Here is a 17,460-nt window from a genome sequence, read left to right on the forward strand (position 1 = left end):
TTTTAACAAATGAAACCTCTCCTCGGTTTCCCTTCTTAAAAAGGGTATAAATTCTTCCTTTTTCGTCGAGAATGGAACTAACTCACGAAGATGGAGGGGAGATATTTATGAAAACAGGTACGTTAAAGCAGGTTCTGCTTATTACAGATGGATGTTCTAATAAAGGAGAAGATCCAATTGCGATGGCAGCGTTAGCGAATGAACAAGGAATTACGGTTAATGTCATTGGAGTAATGGAACAAGATACAATTGACGAGCAGGGGATGAAGGAAATCGAAGGCATCGCACTTTCTGGAGGTGGTGTCAGCCAAATAGTATATGCGCAGCAATTAAGTCAGACTGTCCAAATGGTTACGAAAAAAGCAATGACTCAAACACTCCAAGGTGTAGTCAATAAAGAGCTTCAGCAAATATTAGGTTCCTCGAAAACAATGGAGGATCTTCCGCCGGAAAAGCGAGGAGAAGTAATGGAGGTTGTTGACGAACTAGGAGAGACAGTTGAACTTGAAGTATTGGTATTGCTAGATACAAGCGCTAGCATGAAGCATAAACTGCCAACTGTAAAAGAGGCTTTGCTTGATTTATCTCTAAGCTTGAATGCACGTTCTGGCGAGAATCGTTATTCAGTGTTTGTATTTCCCGGGAAAAAGAAAGATGTCGAAAAATTAATGGATTGGACTCCTCGTTTAGAATCACTAACCAGTATATTTCCGAAATTATCTACAGGAGGAATTACGCCAACTGGTCCAGCTTTAAAAGAAGCAGTCTATTACTTTAAGCATAAGCGCTCATTAAGGAGCTTGATTTCAAGTGATGATGAATACTTCGAAGAGTCCATTTAAAATAAACGGCGGTACGGTAGTAAAAGGAAAGTGGCATAACAAGCAATATACCATCTTGAAGGAGCTTGGCTATGGAGCAAATGGCACTGTTTTTTTAGCAGATTCCCGAATAGGAAAAGTTGCTTTAAAATTAAGCAACAATAGCGTATCTATAACTTCCGAAGTAAATGTATTGAAGTCCTTTGCAAAGGTCCAAGGTTATAGCCTTGGACCTTCTTTAATAGATGTGGATGATTGGGTAACAAATAAGGGGAATATCTCTTTTTATGTAATGGAATACATTAATGGACCTGATTTACTCGCCTTTATTCATAATAAGGAAGGTTCATGGATTGATGTACTAATGATCCAATTATTAAAAGATTTACAAGTTCTCCATGAAAACAACTGGGTTTTTGGAGATTTGAAGCCAGAGAATCTGATTATTACAGGACCACCTACGAAAATTAGATGTATTGATGTAGGCGGAACAACGATTATTGGAAGGGCAATTAAAGAATTTACAGAGTTCTTTGATAGAGGCTACTGGGGATTGGGAACCAGAAAGGCAGAGCCGAGCTATGATTTATTTGCAGTTGCTATGATTATGCTAAATATATATCATCCAAAGCGCTTTAATAAAACAGAAGGCGGAATAAAACAGCTACAAACGATGATTCGGCAAAAAAAAGGACTTCTTCGCTATGAAGGAATTCTTATAAAAGCATTAACGGGAAAATACCAAAGTGCAAAGGAAATGCGATTTGATTTATTGAAATTAACGAATGGTGGTAACACAAGTAGAAGGAAAGTAGTAGCTGGATCTCAAGCAAATATTTCTCGACAAGTAAAAGGACAAAACCTCCAAACTTCCAATACAAGAAGCAAAATGGTTAAAAAGAAGAAAAAAGCCGGTTGGATTGAATCTATGCTTATCATTATTCTTATTTCCATTTGTTACATTTTGTATATATATGGTCAATTAACTTGAAAAGAGGAATTTTAACAATTTTAGAGAATAGTCTTTGGTATCACTTTTAAAAAAGTGATATCCTTGACTATAGTAACTACAACCTCGGATGAAAAAGTAATAACCTGAGTGTTGCTAGAATAGTGATAGTGATAAGGAAGTAATTAGAATGTTTGAGGATCAAGTTTCGAATTATCTGCAAAGAAAAAATGTGACCCTAGAAGGAAAAAAAATCTTAGTTGGAGTATCGGGTGGACCTGATTCTTTAGCGCTTCTTCATTTTTTATGGACAAAGGAAGAAGTATGGAAAATCACTGTGTATGCCGGGCATGTCGATCATATGTTTCGAGGGGAGGAGTCGCTTAAAGAGGCTGAATTTGTGAAATTATTCTGTGAAGAGAGAAATATCCCTTTTTCTTGGGAAAGAATAAATTTGCCTGAGTTTATAAATAAAACAGGGATGAATTCACAAAAAGCTGCAAGAGAATGTAGGTATTCTTTCTATGAAAAAGTGATGAGGGAAAATAACGTAGATTATTTAGCACTAGGTCATCATGGTGATGATCAAATAGAAACAATTCTGATGCGATTAACGAGAGGGAGTTCAGGTAAGGCGAGAGCTGGAATTCCTTTTATCCGTCCTTTCGGAGCAGGAAATATTATTCGTCCCTTTTTATGTTTAGAAAGGGACGACATTGAGGAATATTGTAAAGTACATAATTTAAATCCAAGAAGAGATCCAAGCAATGAAAAAGACACATACAGCCGCAATCGATATAGAAAGTATGTTGTGCCCTTTTTGAAAAAAGAAAACATACACGCGGCAAAGCATTTCCAGCGGTTTAGTGAAGAATTAGCAGACGATGAAGCTTATTTAATGGAGCAGGCAGAAGAAAGGCTTTCATTTATATTAGTCGAAAAACGAGAACAGGAAGCAGTAGTTGATATTAATCGATTTCTTTCAATAGCTATTCCTTTACAAAGAAGATGTATTCAACTAATATTAAATTATCTCTATGACGAGATGCCTATTTCATTATCCGCATTACATACTGAGCAAATGATGATATTACTTAAGAGTCCTCATTCTTCTGGAAATATTGATCTCCCGAATGGTCTGAAAGTGAAAAAGTCGTACCATTATCTTCATTTTCAGCTTAATTTTTCTCCAACAAAATCCTTTTATTATGAATTATCAAAAATGGGAGAGTTATTATTACCAAATGGGTATAATATTAAGGTAGAATATATAGACGGTGAACATCATACTGATAATCATTGTATTCTTTTGGATTCTTCTATTTCCTTCCCTCTTATTATCCGTACAAGAAGCGCTGGCGATAGAATCCATTTAAAAGGGATGGATGGTAAGAAAAAAGTGAACCGCATTTTTATCGATGAGAAGATTCCAATCCATGAAAGAGAGAATTGGCCAATTATTACGGATAGTAATGGTGAAATTCTTTGGATACCTGGACTAAAAAAATCGATATATTCTCATAGTAATACGAATAGTGGTAGTAATCTATTAATAACATATAAAAAGCAATGATCTTCTAGGGGGCACACAAGAAATGAAACACGATATTGAAAAAATATTGATATCTGAAGAAGAAATACAAGGTAAAATCAAGGATTTGGCTTTTCAACTTACAGAGGAATATCAAGATAAATTTCCTTTGGCAATTGGAGTGTTAAAAGGTGCTATGCCCTTTATGGCCGATCTTTTAAAGCGAGTGGATACATACCTAGAGATGGATTTTATGGATGTGTCAAGTTATGGTAACTCTACTGTTTCTTCTGGAGAAGTAAAAATTTTAAAAGATTTGGATACTTCTGTTGAAGGAAGAGACATACTAATTATTGAGGATATTATTGATAGTGGATTAACATTAAGTTATCTTGTAGAGTTGTTCCGTTATCGTAAAGCAAAATCAATCAAAATTGTGACTCTTCTTGATAAACCTTCTGGTAGAAAAACGGATCTTGAAGCAGATTATGTAGGATTTAACGTGCCAGACGCTTTTGTTGTGGGGTATGGATTAGACTACGCAGAAAAATATCGTAATCTACCTTATATTGGTGTTTTAAAACCGGAAGTTTATGCAAGTGATAGTAAATAAGGATAAAAGAAAGGAATTCAGATCCAGAAAGGGTAATTCCTTGAATTTACTTAATTTTCTATGTTACTATACTCTATAGTTTGTTTACCGTGGGAGGAGGTAAGGGATGAACCGTATTTTTCGTAATACCATTTTTTATTTATTAATCTTTTTAGTAATTATCGGTGTGGTTAGTTTTTTCAATGGAAATAATCAGCCTACCAAGCAATTAACATATACTGAATTAATAAATCACCTTGAAGCTGGTGATGTTGCAGAAATAACGCAGCAGCCTGAAAGAGGTGTACTTGAAGTACGAGGGAAATTAAAGGGCTACAAAGAAAATGAAACATTTGTTTCTTATGTAACAAACAATGAAACAAATGCTCAAGTGATCTTGAAAGCTGCTACAGAAGGTTCCAATATTGATGTGCAGCCAGCGCAAGAAACAAGCGGATGGATCACATTCTTTACTTCAATTATCCCGTTTGTGATTATTTTCATCTTATTTTTCTTCTTGCTCAATCAAGCCCAAGGTGGCGGCGGCGGCCGAGTAATGAACTTTGGTAAAAGTAAGGCAAAGCTTTACAATGAAGAAAAGAAAAAAGTTCGCTTTAATGATGTAGCAGGAGCCGACGAAGAAAAGCAAGAACTAGTAGAAGTTGTGGAATTCTTAAAAGATCCACGTAAATTTGCTGAGCTAGGTGCTAGAATACCAAAAGGAGTCCTTCTTAATGGACCTCCAGGAACAGGTAAAACACTACTTGCTAGAGCGGTTGCAGGAGAAGCTGGCGTACCTTTTTTCTCCATCAGTGGTTCTGACTTCGTAGAAATGTTTGTAGGGGTAGGGGCTTCACGTGTTCGTGATTTATTCGAAAATGCGAAGAAAAATGCTCCTTGTATTATCTTTATTGATGAAATAGATGCAGTTGGTCGTCAGCGTGGAGCTGGTTTAGGTGGAGGACACGATGAACGTGAACAAACCTTAAACCAATTATTAGTTGAAATGGATGGATTCGGTGCAAACGAAGGTATCATTATTATCGCTGCTACAAACCGTCCTGATATTTTAGACCCTGCATTATTACGTCCAGGTCGTTTTGACCGACAAATTACAGTTGACAGACCAGATGTTAATGGTCGTGAGGCAGTTTTACGTGTACATGCTCGTAATAAGCCTTTAGATGAGTCTGTCAATCTAAAAAGCATTGCTCAGCGTACACCAGGATTTTCTGGAGCTGATTTAGAAAATCTTCTAAATGAAGCAGCGCTTGTTGCAGCGAGAGCTGATAAGAAGAAAATTGATATGGAAGACATGGATGAGGCAACAGACCGTGTTATTGCTGGACCTTCCAAGAAAAGCCGAGTTGTTTCTAAAAAAGAAAGAAATATTGTTTCTTACCATGAAGCAGGTCATACAATTATCGGTGTTGTGTTAGATGAGGCTGATATGGTTCATAAAGTAACAATCGTACCTAGAGGTCAAGCTGGTGGGTATGCAGTTATGCTTCCTAAGGAAGATCGTTTCTTAATGACCAAGCAAGAGCTTCTTGATAAGATTACTGGATTACTTGGTGGTCGTGTGGCAGAGGATATCGTATTTGGTGAAGTAAGTACTGGAGCACATAATGATTTCCAAAGAGCTACAGGTATTGCTCGTAAGATGGTAACAGAGTATGGAATGAGTGATAAGCTTGGACCATTACAATTCGGTCAAGCACAAAGCCAAGTGTTCCTAGGTAGAGATTTAAATAATGAACAAAATTATTCTGATGCAATTGCATATGATATTGATTTAGAAATTCAACGAATCATAAAAGAGTGTTATGAAAGAGCGAAACAAATTCTTACAGAAAACCGTGAGAAATTGAACCTAATCGCCGAAACACTTCTGGAAATAGAGACATTGGATGCTGAACAAATCAATAGCCTTTACAAAGATGGTGTCTTACCTGATCGTACGATTAAAGCTGATACGACTTTAGGTTCAGATGATGTGAAGGTAAATATTAACAAAAAAGATGACCGAAACGAGTAATTGTTCATCTAGGAAAGGGTACGCGTAAAGCGTACCCTTTTTTTGTCTGTATCGTAAAATATAAAAATAGCTTTTATAAGCAACCGTTGCTTTACACTTTGTCTCTTTCCTGTTGTGTGTTATGATATGTCCAGTATTGGAAAAGACCGTTTATTTATGGCTTTAGGAAAGTGAGTTCTTTGTATGGTGCTTTTCTAGAAAAGCACTTTCTCAGGGCTATAGAATTTAGATGATATAGTAAGCAGAGCTATATGAAATGGGATTTTACCGAATGAAATTAATAAAAAAGTGGTGACCATAATGATTTTTGTCTTTGATATTGGAAATACAAATATAGTATTAGGTGTATATGATAAGGAAGAATTAAAGCATCATTGGAGAATTGAAACGAATCGTTATAAAACGGAAGATGAATATGGTATGATTATTAAATCTTTATTCGACCATGTTGGTTTAACCTTTTCCGATATTACTGGGATCGTTATTTCATCTGTTGTTCCTCCTATCATGTTTTCTTTGGAAAGAATGTGCCAAAAGTATTTTCAGTTGAAACCGTTAGTGGTTGGTCCAGGAACGAAAACAGGTTTAAACATAAAGTATGATAATCCTAAGGAAGTAGGAGCGGACCGCATTGTCAACGCAGTCGCGGCGATACATGAATATGGAAGTCCGTTGATTGTGGTAGATTTCGGTACAGCTACAACTTTCTGCTATATAAATGAGCAAAAGCAATATATGGGTGGAGCGATAGCACCAGGAATTAATATTGCTACAGAGGCTCTGTATTCTAAAGCGGCTAAACTGCCGAGGATTGAAATCGCACGTCCTGAGGGGGTTATTGGTAAAAATACCGTTTCTGCCATGCAATCAGGGATTCTTTTCGGCTATGTAGGGCAGGTTGAAGGGATTGTTAAGAGAATGAAAGAAGAAAGTGCAGTTCAGCCTAAAGTCATTGCTACAGGAGGATTAGCAAATCTTATAGCAAAAGAATCAAACATTATTGATGAAATTGATCCGTTTCTTACATTAAAGGGATTACAGCTTATTTATAAAAAAAATAAGGATACACTAAAATAAACAGAGAAGTTCATACTTGAGCTATTTAACGGAATAATGAATCCGTTGATTAATTGCTAGAAGACAAAGGAGTAAATTATGAGTGATTATTTAGTAAAAGCGTTAGCGTTTGATGGGGAAGTTCGTGCGTATGCAGTAAGAAGTACAGAAACAGTAGGAGAAGGTCAAAGAAGACACCATACTTGGCCAACTGCTTCCGCTGCTTTAGGTAGATCTTTAACAGCAACAGCGATGCTAGGAGCTATGCTTAAAGGAGATCAAAAATTAACGGTAAAAATCAATGGTGGTGGACCAATTGGTCTTATTCTGGTAGATGGTAATGCAAAAGGAGAGGTGCGTGGATATGTTAGCAACCCTCAAGTGCATTTTGACTTAAATGAGCATGGAAAATTAGATGTAAGAAGAGCTGTTGGAACAGAAGGGACATTGTCAGTTGTAAAAGATATCGGGATGCGTGATTACTTTACAGGGCAAGTTCCAATCGTTTCTGGAGAGCTTGGAGAAGATTTTACTTATTATCTATTTAATTCTGAACAGGTACCATCTTCTGTTGGAGTAGGAGTATTAGTGAATCCAGATAATAGTATCTTGGCTGCTGGAGGTTTTATTATTCAATTAATGCCTGGTGCGCAAGATGAAACGATTACGAAGATTGAAAAACGATTGAGTGAAATTCCGCCAATATCTAAATTAATTGAAAAAGGCTTAACTCCAGAGGAACTTCTTGAAGAAATTTGTGGGCAGGACAATGTAAAAGTAATCGAAAAAATGCCCATTTCGTTTACATGTACATGCTCAAAAGAGAGATTTTCTCATGCAATAATCAGTTTAGGCCAAGCGGAAATTGAAGATATAATTAAAACAGATGGTCAAGCAGAAGCAGAATGTCATTTCTGTAATGAGAAATATATATTCGCTAAAGAAGAATTAGAAAAAATGCTAGAAGAAGCAAAGTAAGAAACTAAGATTAGGCAGTCTCAAAGAATGGTTTGCTAAAAATCATATCTGGAGGCTGTTTTTTTATGTTTATAAAGGTAGTATGGTGAACGGTGTCGTTTTATAAATAGTAAAGTAGGATAAAAACATATATTGCTGGAGGAGAGAGCGACAAAGATGCCTTTAATAGATGAGGTATTGCGAAAATTTCTACAATAACGTTGCGTATGTTTGAATGATTAATTTTCGGAAAATACAAACATATTGATTGACAAATGATGGTGTTATTTGATAAATTAATATTATAAAACCAATTAAAATACTCGGAATAATAAGGGGAGATAGAAAATGTCAAAAATCGCAAATTCTGTAGTCGATCTTATCGGTGGAACACCTATTGTTAAATTAAACCGTTTAGTAGAAGATGAGTCCAGTGCAGACGTTTATTTAAAATTAGAATACATGAACCCAGGCAGCAGTGTAAAAGACCGTATTGCGCTTGCAATGATTGAAGCAGCTGAAAAAAGTGGGGACTTAAAGGCTGGCAGCACAATTATTGAGCCTACTAGCGGAAATACAGGAATTGGTCTTGCTATGGTCGCTGCAGCAAAAGGTTATCGTGCGATTTTAGTTATGCCAGAAACAATGAGTATGGAACGCCGGAGATTATTGAAAGCTTACGGAGCTGAATTAGTATTAACACCGGGACCAGAAGGTATGGGTGGAGCTATTCGTAAAGCAGAGGAATTAGCAAAAGAAAACGGCTATTTTATCCCGCAACAATTTAAAAATATTTCTAATCCTGAAGTACATAGATTAACAACAGGACCAGAAATAATTGATGCTTTCGGTGACGAAGGTTTAGATGCGTTTATTGCTGGTATTGGTACAGGCGGAACAATCACTGGTGCTGGGGAAGTATTAAAGGAAAAATATAAAGATATCAAAATTTATGCAGTAGAGCCTGCTGATTCTCCTGTTTTATCAGGCGGTAAGCCAGGTCCTCATAAAATTCAAGGTATCGGTGCTGGGTTTGTTCCAGATATTCTAAATAGTGAAGTGTATGAAGGGATTATTCAAGTTTCGACAGAACAAGCATTTGAGTATGCTCGTCGTGCAGGGAAGGAAGAAGGCGTGTTAGGTGGTATTTCTTCTGGTGCGGCTATTTATGCCGCTTTACAAGTAGCGAAAGAGTTAGGAAAAGGGAAAAAAGTATTAGCAATTATCCCAAGTAACGGAGAACGCTACCTAAGCACACCTCTTTATCAGTTTGATGAAGAATAAGCATAAAAGTTAAAAAGTAAAATGCCTCCCTTCAAGGGGGCTTTTTTGCTTTTTTATATAAAAAGTAGTATTAAAAAATTGCGTAAATAGATACGTGATTTTTTTGTATTTTACTTTATGTATCCTGTATGATGAGAACAGATAAATGTTGAAGGAGAGAAACCTGATTGAAGAATTACAAGATATATAGTAAGACGATTTCTCTGACATATGAGCAGTTCTTTAAGCAATTTTTATCCCTTGCGGAAGGTGAATCACATTATGTTTTATTAGAAAGCGGTCGCGGTGGAAGGTATAGCATTGGTGCTTTTTCACCAGTTGTAAAAATGATCGGTAGATATCATCGTTTAGAAGTGATAGATGAGCAGGGAACTAGATTCATCAAAGGGAATCCACTTCATGCAATAAAAGAAGTAATGAATCAATATGTTGTTGAGTCTAAATCGGAGCTACCTGATTTTCAAGGGGGTGCGCTTGGGTTTATTAGTTACGATTATATTCGGTATATCGAAAAAATTCCTAACCAGACAAAGGATGACTTAAATATTCCTGATGTATTCTTTTTATTATTTGAAGAGTGGTTTACTTATGATCATGAAGAAAATAAGCTATGGATTTCTGGTTTATATGTAGAAGATCAGCTAGCTTTCATTCAGGATAAAATAAAAACCTATGCAAAGGGATGGGCAGAAGAGAATAAAACCGAATATCCGCATGGGAATATTGGGAAATCTGAGGGTCTGAAGGTATCGATTGAAGATAATGAATTCCAACAATCCGTTCGCAAGATTCAGCAATATATTTCCGCGGGAGACGCATTCCAAGTTAACTTATCCGTTCGGCAAGCCAAGCCTTTGCATGTATCTGCGCTCGAGGTCTACAGACAACTGAGGGTTTTGAATCCTTCTCCATACATGGGCTATTTCCATACACCAGAGTTTCAGTTAGTAAGTGGTTCACCAGAGCTTCTAGTTAAAAAGAAGGGACAGGAAGTGAGTACACGACCGATAGCTGGAACGCGATCACGGGGGGAAAACGATGCTGAGGATATAGCTCTTGCTAATGAATTGATGGAGAGTGAAAAAGAAAGAGCAGAGCATGTGATGCTAGTCGACCTAGAAAGAAATGATTTAGGAAGAGTATGTGCATATGGGAGTGTTCAAGTAGACGAATTTATGGTAATCGAAAAGTATTCCCATGTGATGCATATTGTATCTAATGTAAAAGGAAAGCTTTCAGAAGAAAAAGATGAGTACGATCTCATTGATAGCATGTTTCCAGGTGGAACGATTACAGGTGCACCGAAGATACGAACGATGGAAATTATTGAAGAACTAGAGCCAGTTCGACGTGGACCGTATACTGGTTCTTTAGGGTGGATTGGTTATAATCATGATGTAGAGCTAAATATTATGATACGGACGATGCTGGTGAAGGAAAACCGAGCATATGTTCAAGCCGGTGCAGGAATTGTGATCGATTCCATCCCTGCAAATGAATACAAAGAATCGATGAAAAAGGCTAGGGCACTCTGGAATGCGAAAGAATTAGCTGAAGAGAAATTGGGTGGCAGCAAATGATATATATGATTGATAACTATGATTCTTTCACTTATAACCTTGTGCAATACCTAGGATCATTAGGGCAAGAATTAAAAGTGAAAAGAAATGATGAAACCTCTTTAGAGGAAATAAAAAAAGAAAATCCGGCATATTTGATGATTTCTCCAGGACCGTGTAGTCCTAATGAAGCAGGGATAAGTTTAGAGGCAATTCAATCCTTTGCTGGTGATATGCCAATCTTTGGAGTATGTTTGGGTCATCAAGCAATTGGACAGGTTTTTGGAGGGGAGGTTGTACAAGCAGCAAATTTAATGCATGGAAAAACCTCTCTCATTTATCATGATAATAAAACGATTTTTCAAGGCTTACCTAACCCTTTTTCCGCTACACGTTATCATTCCTTGATTGTGAAAAAGGAAACATTGCCTTCTTGTTTAGAAATCTCTGCTTGGACAAAGGAAGGAGAAATCATGGGGATTAGACATAAAGAACTTCCAGTTGAAGGGGTGCAGTTTCATCCAGAATCAATTATGACAGAGATTGGTATGGAGTTATTGGAAAATTTTATTCAATATTATAAAGAAGGAAGTAAGAAATAAAATGTTTATGTACATAAACGGGCAGGTTGTTAGCGAGGAAGAAGCGGCTATCTCTGTTTTTGACCATGGCTTTATATATGGACTAGGCTTATTTGAAACATTTCGTGTATATGAGGGACATCCTTTTCTATTAGATGACCATCTTTGCAGGTTAAATGAAGGTTTAAAAGAGATGAACATCCAATTATCTTTTGAAAGAGAAGAAGTGGTCGCTATTATTCAAAGTCTATTGAAAAAAAACAATATTAATAATGCTTATATTCGCTGGAATGTTTCAGCTGGAAATGGAATGATAGGACTTCAAACAGATCCATATTTAGAACCAAATACAATCGTGTATATAAAACCCCTTCCACCAGCAAATGGGATGCCGGAAAAAATAGGACAGGTAGTGACGATTCCAAGAAATACACCAGAAGGGGTTTTTCGCTTAAAATCTCATCATTTTTTTAATAATATCTTGGCGAAGCGAGAGATTGGTGCAGATATGACAATCGAAGGATTTTTTTTAACAAAAGAAGGCTATGTTGCTGAAGGAATAACTTCCAATCTTTTTTGGGTTATCAATGAAGTGCTTTATACTCCTAGCCTGCAAGCTGGTATATTAAATGGAATTACGAGACAGTTTGTTTTAAGCCTTGCAAAGAGCATGGGTTTAGTAGTAAAAGAGGGGATGTTTCCGTTGGTTATGCTTGCAGGTGCAGAAGAAGTATTTGCAACGAATTCTATTCAGGAAATCATCCCAATAAAAAAAATAGATGGATATGACTATAAAGGAGTAGAAGGCAAGGTTGTTGCTAAGCTTTATAAGGAATATAGAAAGCATTCCACTCAATTATGGTCGAAAGAAGAGCTAGGAGGAATAAAGGAATGATAAATAAAATAGCATGTGGTCCGTACACATTGGATTTTGAACAAAAAACAATGGTAATGGGTATTTTAAATGTAAATCCTGATTCCTTTTCTGATGGCGGTAAATTTAACAAAGTTGAAACAGCATTAAACCACGCTCGTCAGATGGTAGAGGATGGGGCGGATATTATCGATATCGGCGGAGAATCTACAAGACCTGGCTATACAGAAATTTCAATCGAAGAAGAATTAGAGCGAGTAATTCCTATTATTGAGCGATTAACGGGAGAGGTAGATGTTCCTTTATCAATTGATACATATAAAGGAGAAGTAGCGAGACAGGCTTTGCAAGCAGGAGCGCATATTATCAATGATATATGGGGAGCAAAAAGAGACCCAAAAATGGCGTCCGTTGCAGCTGAATTTCAAGCTCCAATTATTTTAATGCATAATAGGGATAATCTTAACTACTCGTCTTTTTTAGAAGAGGTAGTAGCTGACTTGCAGGATAGTATTGAGATTGCAAAGGCAGCGGGGGTCCCTTTTGATAATATTATTCTTGATCCAGGTATTGGCTTCGCGAAGGATTTAAACAGAAACATAGAAATGATGCGCGGGTTAGATAAGCTTGTTGATATGGGGTATCCTGTGCTGCTTGCAACTTCAAGAAAATCATTGATTGGGAATGTGTTAAATTTACCTGTAACGGAAAGAGTAGAAGGAACAGGGGCTACTATTTGCTATGGTATTCAAAAAGGATGCCATATTATTCGTGTCCATGATGTGAAAGAAATGACACGCATGGCTCGTATGATGGATGCTTTAATGGGAAAGGGAGAATACGGTGGATAAGATAATATTAAACCAAATGGAGTTCTATGGATATCATGGAGTATTTAAAGAAGAGAATAAGTTAGGTCAGCGTTTTATCGTAGATTTACAAGTAGAAGTGGATTTAGCGAAGGCTGGAGAAACAGATGACTTACAATATTCGGTTAATTATGGCCAGCTTTTCTTTGACGTGAAGGAAATTGTTGAAGGTAAGCCATATCAATTAATAGAAGCAGTTGCAGAAAATATAGCAAAGAAGCTTTTGGTATCTTATTCCCTTATTGAAAGTATTACCGTTCGTATTATTAAACCAGATCCTCCAATTCCAGGTCATTATAAATCGGTTGCTGTTGAAATTACGAGGAGCAGAAAAGGATGAATAATGTTTACTTATCATTAGGCTCAAATATAGGCAATCGATTGGAATACTTACGCGAGGCTGTACAAATGCTTCATAATCATAAGCAAATTAAAGTGGTAAACATTTCCTCTGTTTATGAGACCGACCCAGTAGGATATGAGGAACAAGCACTATTTTTGAATATTGTTGTACAGATTGAAACATCATTAAATCCTTCTTCGGTATTAGAGAAATGCCAAAGTATCGAAAACGAACTTGGGAGAAAAAGGATAATTCGATGGGGTCCTAGAACAATAGACCTTGACATTTTATTGTATAATCACGAAAATATAGTATCAGATAAGCTAATAATTCCACATCCGAGAATAGAAGAGCGAGCATTTGTTTTAGTTCCGCTAATAGAAATTGCTCCAGACATAAAGTTACCGAATAAATCAATGCGTTTAAAAGAAAGTTTGAAGCTTTTGCCAGATAGAGAAGGAGTAAGGGTATGGAAACAACAGAAAAATGGGGAAGACGTATTCGAGCTTTTCGAAAGCTAAAAGGATATACACAGGAAAGTCTAGCAAAAGAGCTACTTGTTTCTGTTTCTATTTTAGGGGAGATTGAACGAGGTAATCGTATGCCTTCGGAAGAGATGATTGATTCTATTGTAGGTGTGCTAAAGATAACAAGAGAAGAATTAGATCCACATCAAAGTAAATAAGCACTGCCCATCAAGGAGGTAAAAGTTTGTTTAAAATAGGAAATGTTGAAATAAGCAACCGTGTTGTACTTGCACCAATGGCAGGAATTTCAAATTCTGCATTTCGTTTAACAGTGAAAGAATTTGGAGCTGGTCTTGTTTGTGCGGAGATGATAAGTGATAAAGGGATTGTTTTAAAGAATAAGAAAACGATGGATATGCTTTATATAGACGAGCGGGAAAACCCATTAAGCTTACAAATTTTTGGTGGAGAAAAAGAAACGCTAGTGGAAGCGGCACAATTTGTTGATAAAAATACCAATGTGGATATTATCGATATTAATATGGGCTGTCCTGTGCCGAAGATTACAAAATGTGATGCGGGTGCTAGATGGTTGTTGGATCCAGATAAAATCTATGATATGGTTTCTGCGGTTGTAGAAAATGTAGATAAACCAGTAACGGTCAAAATGCGTATGGGATGGGATGAAGACCATATATATGCGGTTAGAAATGCTCAGGCGGTTGAAAAGGCAGGCGGAGCAGCCGTTGCATTGCATGGTCGCACGCGTGTTCAATTATATGAAGGAACAGCAAATTGGGATATTATCCGTGAAGTAAAACAATCGATTAATATTCCTTTATTGGGAAATGGCGATGTGAAAACACCCCTAGATGCGAAAAAAATGTTAGATGAGACGGGCTGTGATGGGGTAATGATTGGGAGAGCAGCACTAGGGAATCCGTGGATGATTTATAGTACAGTTAAGTATTTAGAAACTGGAAAATTAGTGGGTGATCCATCTGTTCGCGAGAAGATAGATGTGTGTATTCTTCATCTGGATCGTTTAATTAGCCTAAAAGGTGAGTATGTAGCAGTTAGAGAAATGCGAAAACATGCTGCGTGGTACTTAAAAGGTATAAAAGGAAATGCAAAAGCAAGGACTGCGGTTAATCAATGTGAAACAAGAGAGCAGTTAGTAACATTATTAAATGCACTAGTATTAGAAGTGGAAGCGAAAGAACAAACCGAAATCCAAGTAGGTTAATTTTTAAGGTAACTGTTTAAATTTCCTGTAATATGTGCAAAAATAAAGCTGTTGGATAAAAATCTGACAGTTTTTTTTCTTTTTTAGTGTCTGTAAACGTGACATTGTGTAGAATAATAAAGTATGTATAAAATTGAACGATTCCTTTTTTAGGTGATCATACATAAAAAGATAGTGGAGATGATTAAGCATGAGTCATGATGAATTAAACTTAAATGACCAATTACTAGTGAGACGTAACAAAATGAATGAGTTACGCGAACAAGGAATAGATCCGTTTGGTAAACGTTTTGATAGAACTCATTTATCTGAAGGGTTAAAAAAACAATATGAATCTCTAGAGAAAGAAGAGCTAGAGGAAAAAAATATTACTGTAACAATTGCTGGTAGAGTAATGACGAAAAGAGGAAAAGGAAAAGCAGGGTTTGCTCATATTCAAGATCTTGAAGGACAAATTCAACTATATGTTCGTAAAGACAATGTAGGAGAAGAGCAATATGCTATTTTCAACGCTGTAGACTTAGGGGATATCGTTGGTGTTGAGGGTGTTTTATTTAAAACAAATGTAGGGGAGCTTTCCGTTAAAGTAAAAGATTTCACGCTACTTACAAAAGCGTTGCGCCCGTTACCGGATAAATTCCATGGTTTAAAAGATATTGAACAACGTTATCGTCAACGTTATTTAGATTTAATTTCAAGTGAAGAAAGTAAGCATACATTTATTCTTCGCAGTAAAATTATTCAATCTATGCGCCGTTATTTAGACAGCCACGGTTATTTAGAAGTAGAAACACCGATGATGCATTCCATTGCAGGAGGAGCATCTGCACGTCCTTTTATAACACATCATAATGCGTTAGATATGCCTTTATATATGCGTATAGCTATTGAACTTCACCTTAAAAGATTAATAGTTGGTGGGTTAGAAAAAGTATATGAAATTGGTCGTGTATTCCGTAATGAAGGTGTATCAACAAGACATAATCCAGAATTTACAATGATTGAGCTTTATGAAGCATATGCTGATTATCGTGATATTATGAGTCTTACAGAAAATTTAGTAGCTCATATTGCACAAGAAATCCATGGTTCTACTACAGTAGCATATGGAGATTATCAAGTCGATTTGAAGCCAGAATGGACAAGACTTCATATGGTAGATGCAATTAAGCAATACACAGGTGTAGATTTCTGGCCGGAGATGAGTGTAGAAGAGGCAAGAAAATTAGCTAAAGAGAATAATATAGAGATTAATGATAATATGACATATGGCCATATTGTTAATGAGTTCTTCGAGCAAAGAGTAGAAGAAAAATTAATTCAGCCTACATTCATTTACGGACATCCGTTAGAAATTTCGCCATTAGCGAAGAAGAATGAGGAAGACCCTCGTTTTACAGATCGATTTGAATTATTCATCGTAGGAAGAGAGCATGCGAATGCCTTCACTGAATTAAATGATCCAATTGATCAAAGAGAAAGATTTGAAGCACAATTAAAAGAGCGTGAGCAAGGAAATGATGAAGCACACTTAATGGATGAGGATTTTGTAGAGGCTTTAGAATATGGAATGCCTCCTACAGGTGGGTTAGGAATCGGCATTGACCGTCTTGTTATGCTGTTAACTAATTCTCCTTCTATAAGAGACGTGTTATTATTCCCGTTAATGAGACATCGTTAATACAGAGACGTGGTACCTGCAGAAAGGTACCACGTTTTTTATTTTCTTTAAATAGTTGTTATGTTCGACTTCTAATATCTATTGATTCGCACAATGTCATGTAATAGAAGTGGTAGGGGTAGTGCGGGTTAGGGAAGAGGTAAGGAGTCAAATTAAAGTAGACAATACACTATAGAAGATAGTAAAAGCGAAGGGGGGGTTAAGAGCGGTATTTGTAGAGTATTTACTGTTATTTTAAAAGATTTATAAGAATTAACGTGTAATCAAATAATAAGAATATTTTTTCTTTTAAAAAGTAGTTGCATAGAGTATGAAACGGTGGTATATTAATATTCGTTGCTGAAACAAGCAATGATGAAAGAAAAAAGAAATTTAAAAAAATGTTGACTTCGAGAATGACTTCTGATAATATTAAAAAGTCGCCGATGACGACGTGAAACAAATTGCTCTTTGAAAACTGAACAAACAAACGTCAACAATAATCGTTTTATAACGAATGTTATAGAATGACAACAAGTAATAAAAAGCTAGAGTTTAGCAATGAGCTAATCAACTCTTTATTGGAGAGTTTGATCCTGGCTCAGGACGAACGCTGGCGGCGTGCCTAATACA

General features: G+C 36.4%; 17 protein-coding genes. All 17 read left to right on the forward strand.

What is annotated here, in order from left to right:
• The first annotated feature begins 107 nt into the window (after positions 1 to 107).
• A complete protein-coding gene (locus ACTNDN_RS13195) occupies positions 108 to 842 on the forward strand; it encodes a vWA domain-containing protein (RefSeq protein ID WP_031537143.1) in 735 nt (244 codons plus the stop codon).
• Complete coding sequence (locus ACTNDN_RS13200; RefSeq protein WP_031537144.1) at positions 811 to 1,812, forward strand: protein kinase domain-containing protein; 1,002 nt, start codon at positions 811 to 813, stop codon at positions 1,810 to 1,812. Before ACTNDN_RS13195 ends, ACTNDN_RS13200 begins: the two co-directional genes overlap by 32 nt.
• A gap of 148 nt (positions 1,813 to 1,960) precedes the next feature.
• A complete protein-coding gene (tilS, locus tag ACTNDN_RS13205) occupies positions 1,961 to 3,343 on the forward strand; it encodes a tRNA lysidine(34) synthetase TilS (RefSeq protein WP_048719103.1) in 1,383 nt (460 codons plus the stop codon).
• Positions 3,344 to 3,365: 22 nt separating this feature from the next.
• Positions 3,366 to 3,914 carry a hypoxanthine phosphoribosyltransferase gene (gene hpt / locus ACTNDN_RS13210; RefSeq protein ID WP_048719106.1) on the forward strand — a complete coding sequence of 183 codons (549 nt, stop codon included), beginning with the start codon at positions 3,366 to 3,368 and terminating at the stop codon, positions 3,912 to 3,914.
• Between the two features lie 106 nt (positions 3,915 to 4,020).
• Complete coding sequence (ftsH, locus tag ACTNDN_RS13215; RefSeq protein ID WP_048719108.1) at positions 4,021 to 5,931, forward strand: ATP-dependent zinc metalloprotease FtsH; 1,911 nt, start codon at positions 4,021 to 4,023, stop codon at positions 5,929 to 5,931.
• Between the two features lie 300 nt (positions 5,932 to 6,231).
• Entirely contained in the window at positions 6,232 to 7,008 is a 777-nt protein-coding gene (locus tag ACTNDN_RS13220) for a type III pantothenate kinase (RefSeq protein ID WP_031537148.1), read from the forward strand.
• Between the two features lie 78 nt (positions 7,009 to 7,086).
• Positions 7,087 to 7,965, forward strand: a complete 879-nt coding sequence (gene hslO / locus ACTNDN_RS13225; protein ID WP_031537149.1) for an Hsp33 family molecular chaperone HslO — start codon at positions 7,087 to 7,089, stop codon at positions 7,963 to 7,965.
• Between the two features lie 327 nt (positions 7,966 to 8,292).
• A complete protein-coding gene (gene cysK / locus ACTNDN_RS13230; protein ID WP_031537151.1) occupies positions 8,293 to 9,228 on the forward strand; it encodes a cysteine synthase A in 936 nt (311 codons plus the stop codon).
• 167 nt (positions 9,229 to 9,395) lie between these two features.
• On the forward strand, positions 9,396 to 10,808 hold the full coding sequence (locus ACTNDN_RS13235; RefSeq protein ID WP_035416381.1) for an anthranilate synthase component I family protein: 1,413 nt from the start codon (positions 9,396 to 9,398) through the stop codon (positions 10,806 to 10,808).
• A complete protein-coding gene (pabA, locus tag ACTNDN_RS13240; protein WP_031537153.1) occupies positions 10,805 to 11,389 on the forward strand; it encodes an aminodeoxychorismate/anthranilate synthase component II in 585 nt (194 codons plus the stop codon). The genes ACTNDN_RS13235 and pabA overlap by 4 nt, the downstream gene beginning before the upstream one ends.
• Position 11,390: 1 nt before the next feature.
• Positions 11,391 to 12,263, forward strand: a complete 873-nt coding sequence (gene pabC, locus ACTNDN_RS13245) for an aminodeoxychorismate lyase (RefSeq protein WP_031537154.1) — start codon at positions 11,391 to 11,393, stop codon at positions 12,261 to 12,263.
• Positions 12,260 to 13,093 carry a dihydropteroate synthase gene (gene folP / locus ACTNDN_RS13250; protein WP_031537155.1) on the forward strand — a complete coding sequence of 278 codons (834 nt, stop codon included), beginning with the start codon at positions 12,260 to 12,262 and terminating at the stop codon, positions 13,091 to 13,093. Before pabC ends, folP begins: the two co-directional genes overlap by 4 nt.
• A complete protein-coding gene (folB, locus tag ACTNDN_RS13255; RefSeq protein WP_031537157.1) occupies positions 13,086 to 13,451 on the forward strand; it encodes a dihydroneopterin aldolase in 366 nt (121 codons plus the stop codon). Before folP ends, folB begins: the two co-directional genes overlap by 8 nt.
• On the forward strand, positions 13,448 to 13,975 hold the full coding sequence (gene folK, locus ACTNDN_RS13260; protein WP_031537158.1) for a 2-amino-4-hydroxy-6-hydroxymethyldihydropteridine diphosphokinase: 528 nt from the start codon (positions 13,448 to 13,450) through the stop codon (positions 13,973 to 13,975). The genes folB and folK overlap by 4 nt, the downstream gene beginning before the upstream one ends.
• On the forward strand, positions 13,924 to 14,139 hold the full coding sequence (locus ACTNDN_RS13265; RefSeq protein WP_031537159.1) for a helix-turn-helix domain-containing protein: 216 nt from the start codon (positions 13,924 to 13,926) through the stop codon (positions 14,137 to 14,139). Before folK ends, ACTNDN_RS13265 begins: the two co-directional genes overlap by 52 nt.
• A gap of 26 nt (positions 14,140 to 14,165) precedes the next feature.
• Positions 14,166 to 15,167, forward strand: coding sequence for a tRNA dihydrouridine synthase DusB (gene dusB, locus ACTNDN_RS13270; RefSeq protein WP_441131307.1), 1,002 nt, complete (start codon positions 14,166 to 14,168; stop codon positions 15,165 to 15,167).
• Between the two features lie 190 nt (positions 15,168 to 15,357).
• Positions 15,358 to 16,848 carry a lysine--tRNA ligase gene (lysS, locus tag ACTNDN_RS13275; protein ID WP_031537161.1) on the forward strand — a complete coding sequence of 497 codons (1,491 nt, stop codon included), beginning with the start codon at positions 15,358 to 15,360 and terminating at the stop codon, positions 16,846 to 16,848.
• The last annotated feature ends 612 nt before the right edge of the window (positions 16,849 to 17,460 follow it).

The sequence above is a fragment of the Niallia sp. HCP3S3_B10 genome (genome assembly GCF_052064465.1).
GTDB lineage: Bacteria > Bacillota > Bacilli > Bacillales > Cytobacillaceae > Niallia > Niallia hominis.

What these genes read in the sequence shown, in the direction of transcription:
- pabA (WP_031537153.1), top strand. Translation starts at nt 10,805, where the DNA reads ATGATATATATGATTGATAACTATGATTCTTTCACTTATAACCTTGTG.
- ftsH (WP_048719108.1), top strand. Translation starts at nt 4,021, where the DNA reads ATGAACCGTATTTTTCGTAATACCATTTTTTATTTATTAATCTTTTTA.
- ACTNDN_RS13220 (WP_031537148.1), top strand. Translation starts at nt 6,232, where the DNA reads ATGATTTTTGTCTTTGATATTGGAAATACAAATATAGTATTAGGTGTA.
- tilS (WP_048719103.1), top strand. Translation starts at nt 1,961, where the DNA reads ATGTTTGAGGATCAAGTTTCGAATTATCTGCAAAGAAAAAATGTGACC.
- cysK (WP_031537151.1), top strand. Translation starts at nt 8,293, where the DNA reads ATGTCAAAAATCGCAAATTCTGTAGTCGATCTTATCGGTGGAACACCT.
- folK (WP_031537158.1), top strand. Translation starts at nt 13,448, where the DNA reads ATGAATAATGTTTACTTATCATTAGGCTCAAATATAGGCAATCGATTG.
- hslO (WP_031537149.1), top strand. Translation starts at nt 7,087, where the DNA reads ATGAGTGATTATTTAGTAAAAGCGTTAGCGTTTGATGGGGAAGTTCGT.
- hpt (WP_048719106.1), top strand. Translation starts at nt 3,366, where the DNA reads ATGAAACACGATATTGAAAAAATATTGATATCTGAAGAAGAAATACAA.
- ACTNDN_RS13195 (WP_031537143.1), top strand. Translation starts at nt 108, where the DNA reads ATGAAAACAGGTACGTTAAAGCAGGTTCTGCTTATTACAGATGGATGT.
- lysS (WP_031537161.1), top strand. Translation starts at nt 15,358, where the DNA reads ATGAGTCATGATGAATTAAACTTAAATGACCAATTACTAGTGAGACGT.
- pabC (WP_031537154.1), top strand. Translation starts at nt 11,391, where the DNA reads ATGTTTATGTACATAAACGGGCAGGTTGTTAGCGAGGAAGAAGCGGCT.
- folP (WP_031537155.1), top strand. Translation starts at nt 12,260, where the DNA reads ATGATAAATAAAATAGCATGTGGTCCGTACACATTGGATTTTGAACAA.
- ACTNDN_RS13265 (WP_031537159.1), top strand. Translation starts at nt 13,924, where the DNA reads ATGGAAACAACAGAAAAATGGGGAAGACGTATTCGAGCTTTTCGAAAG.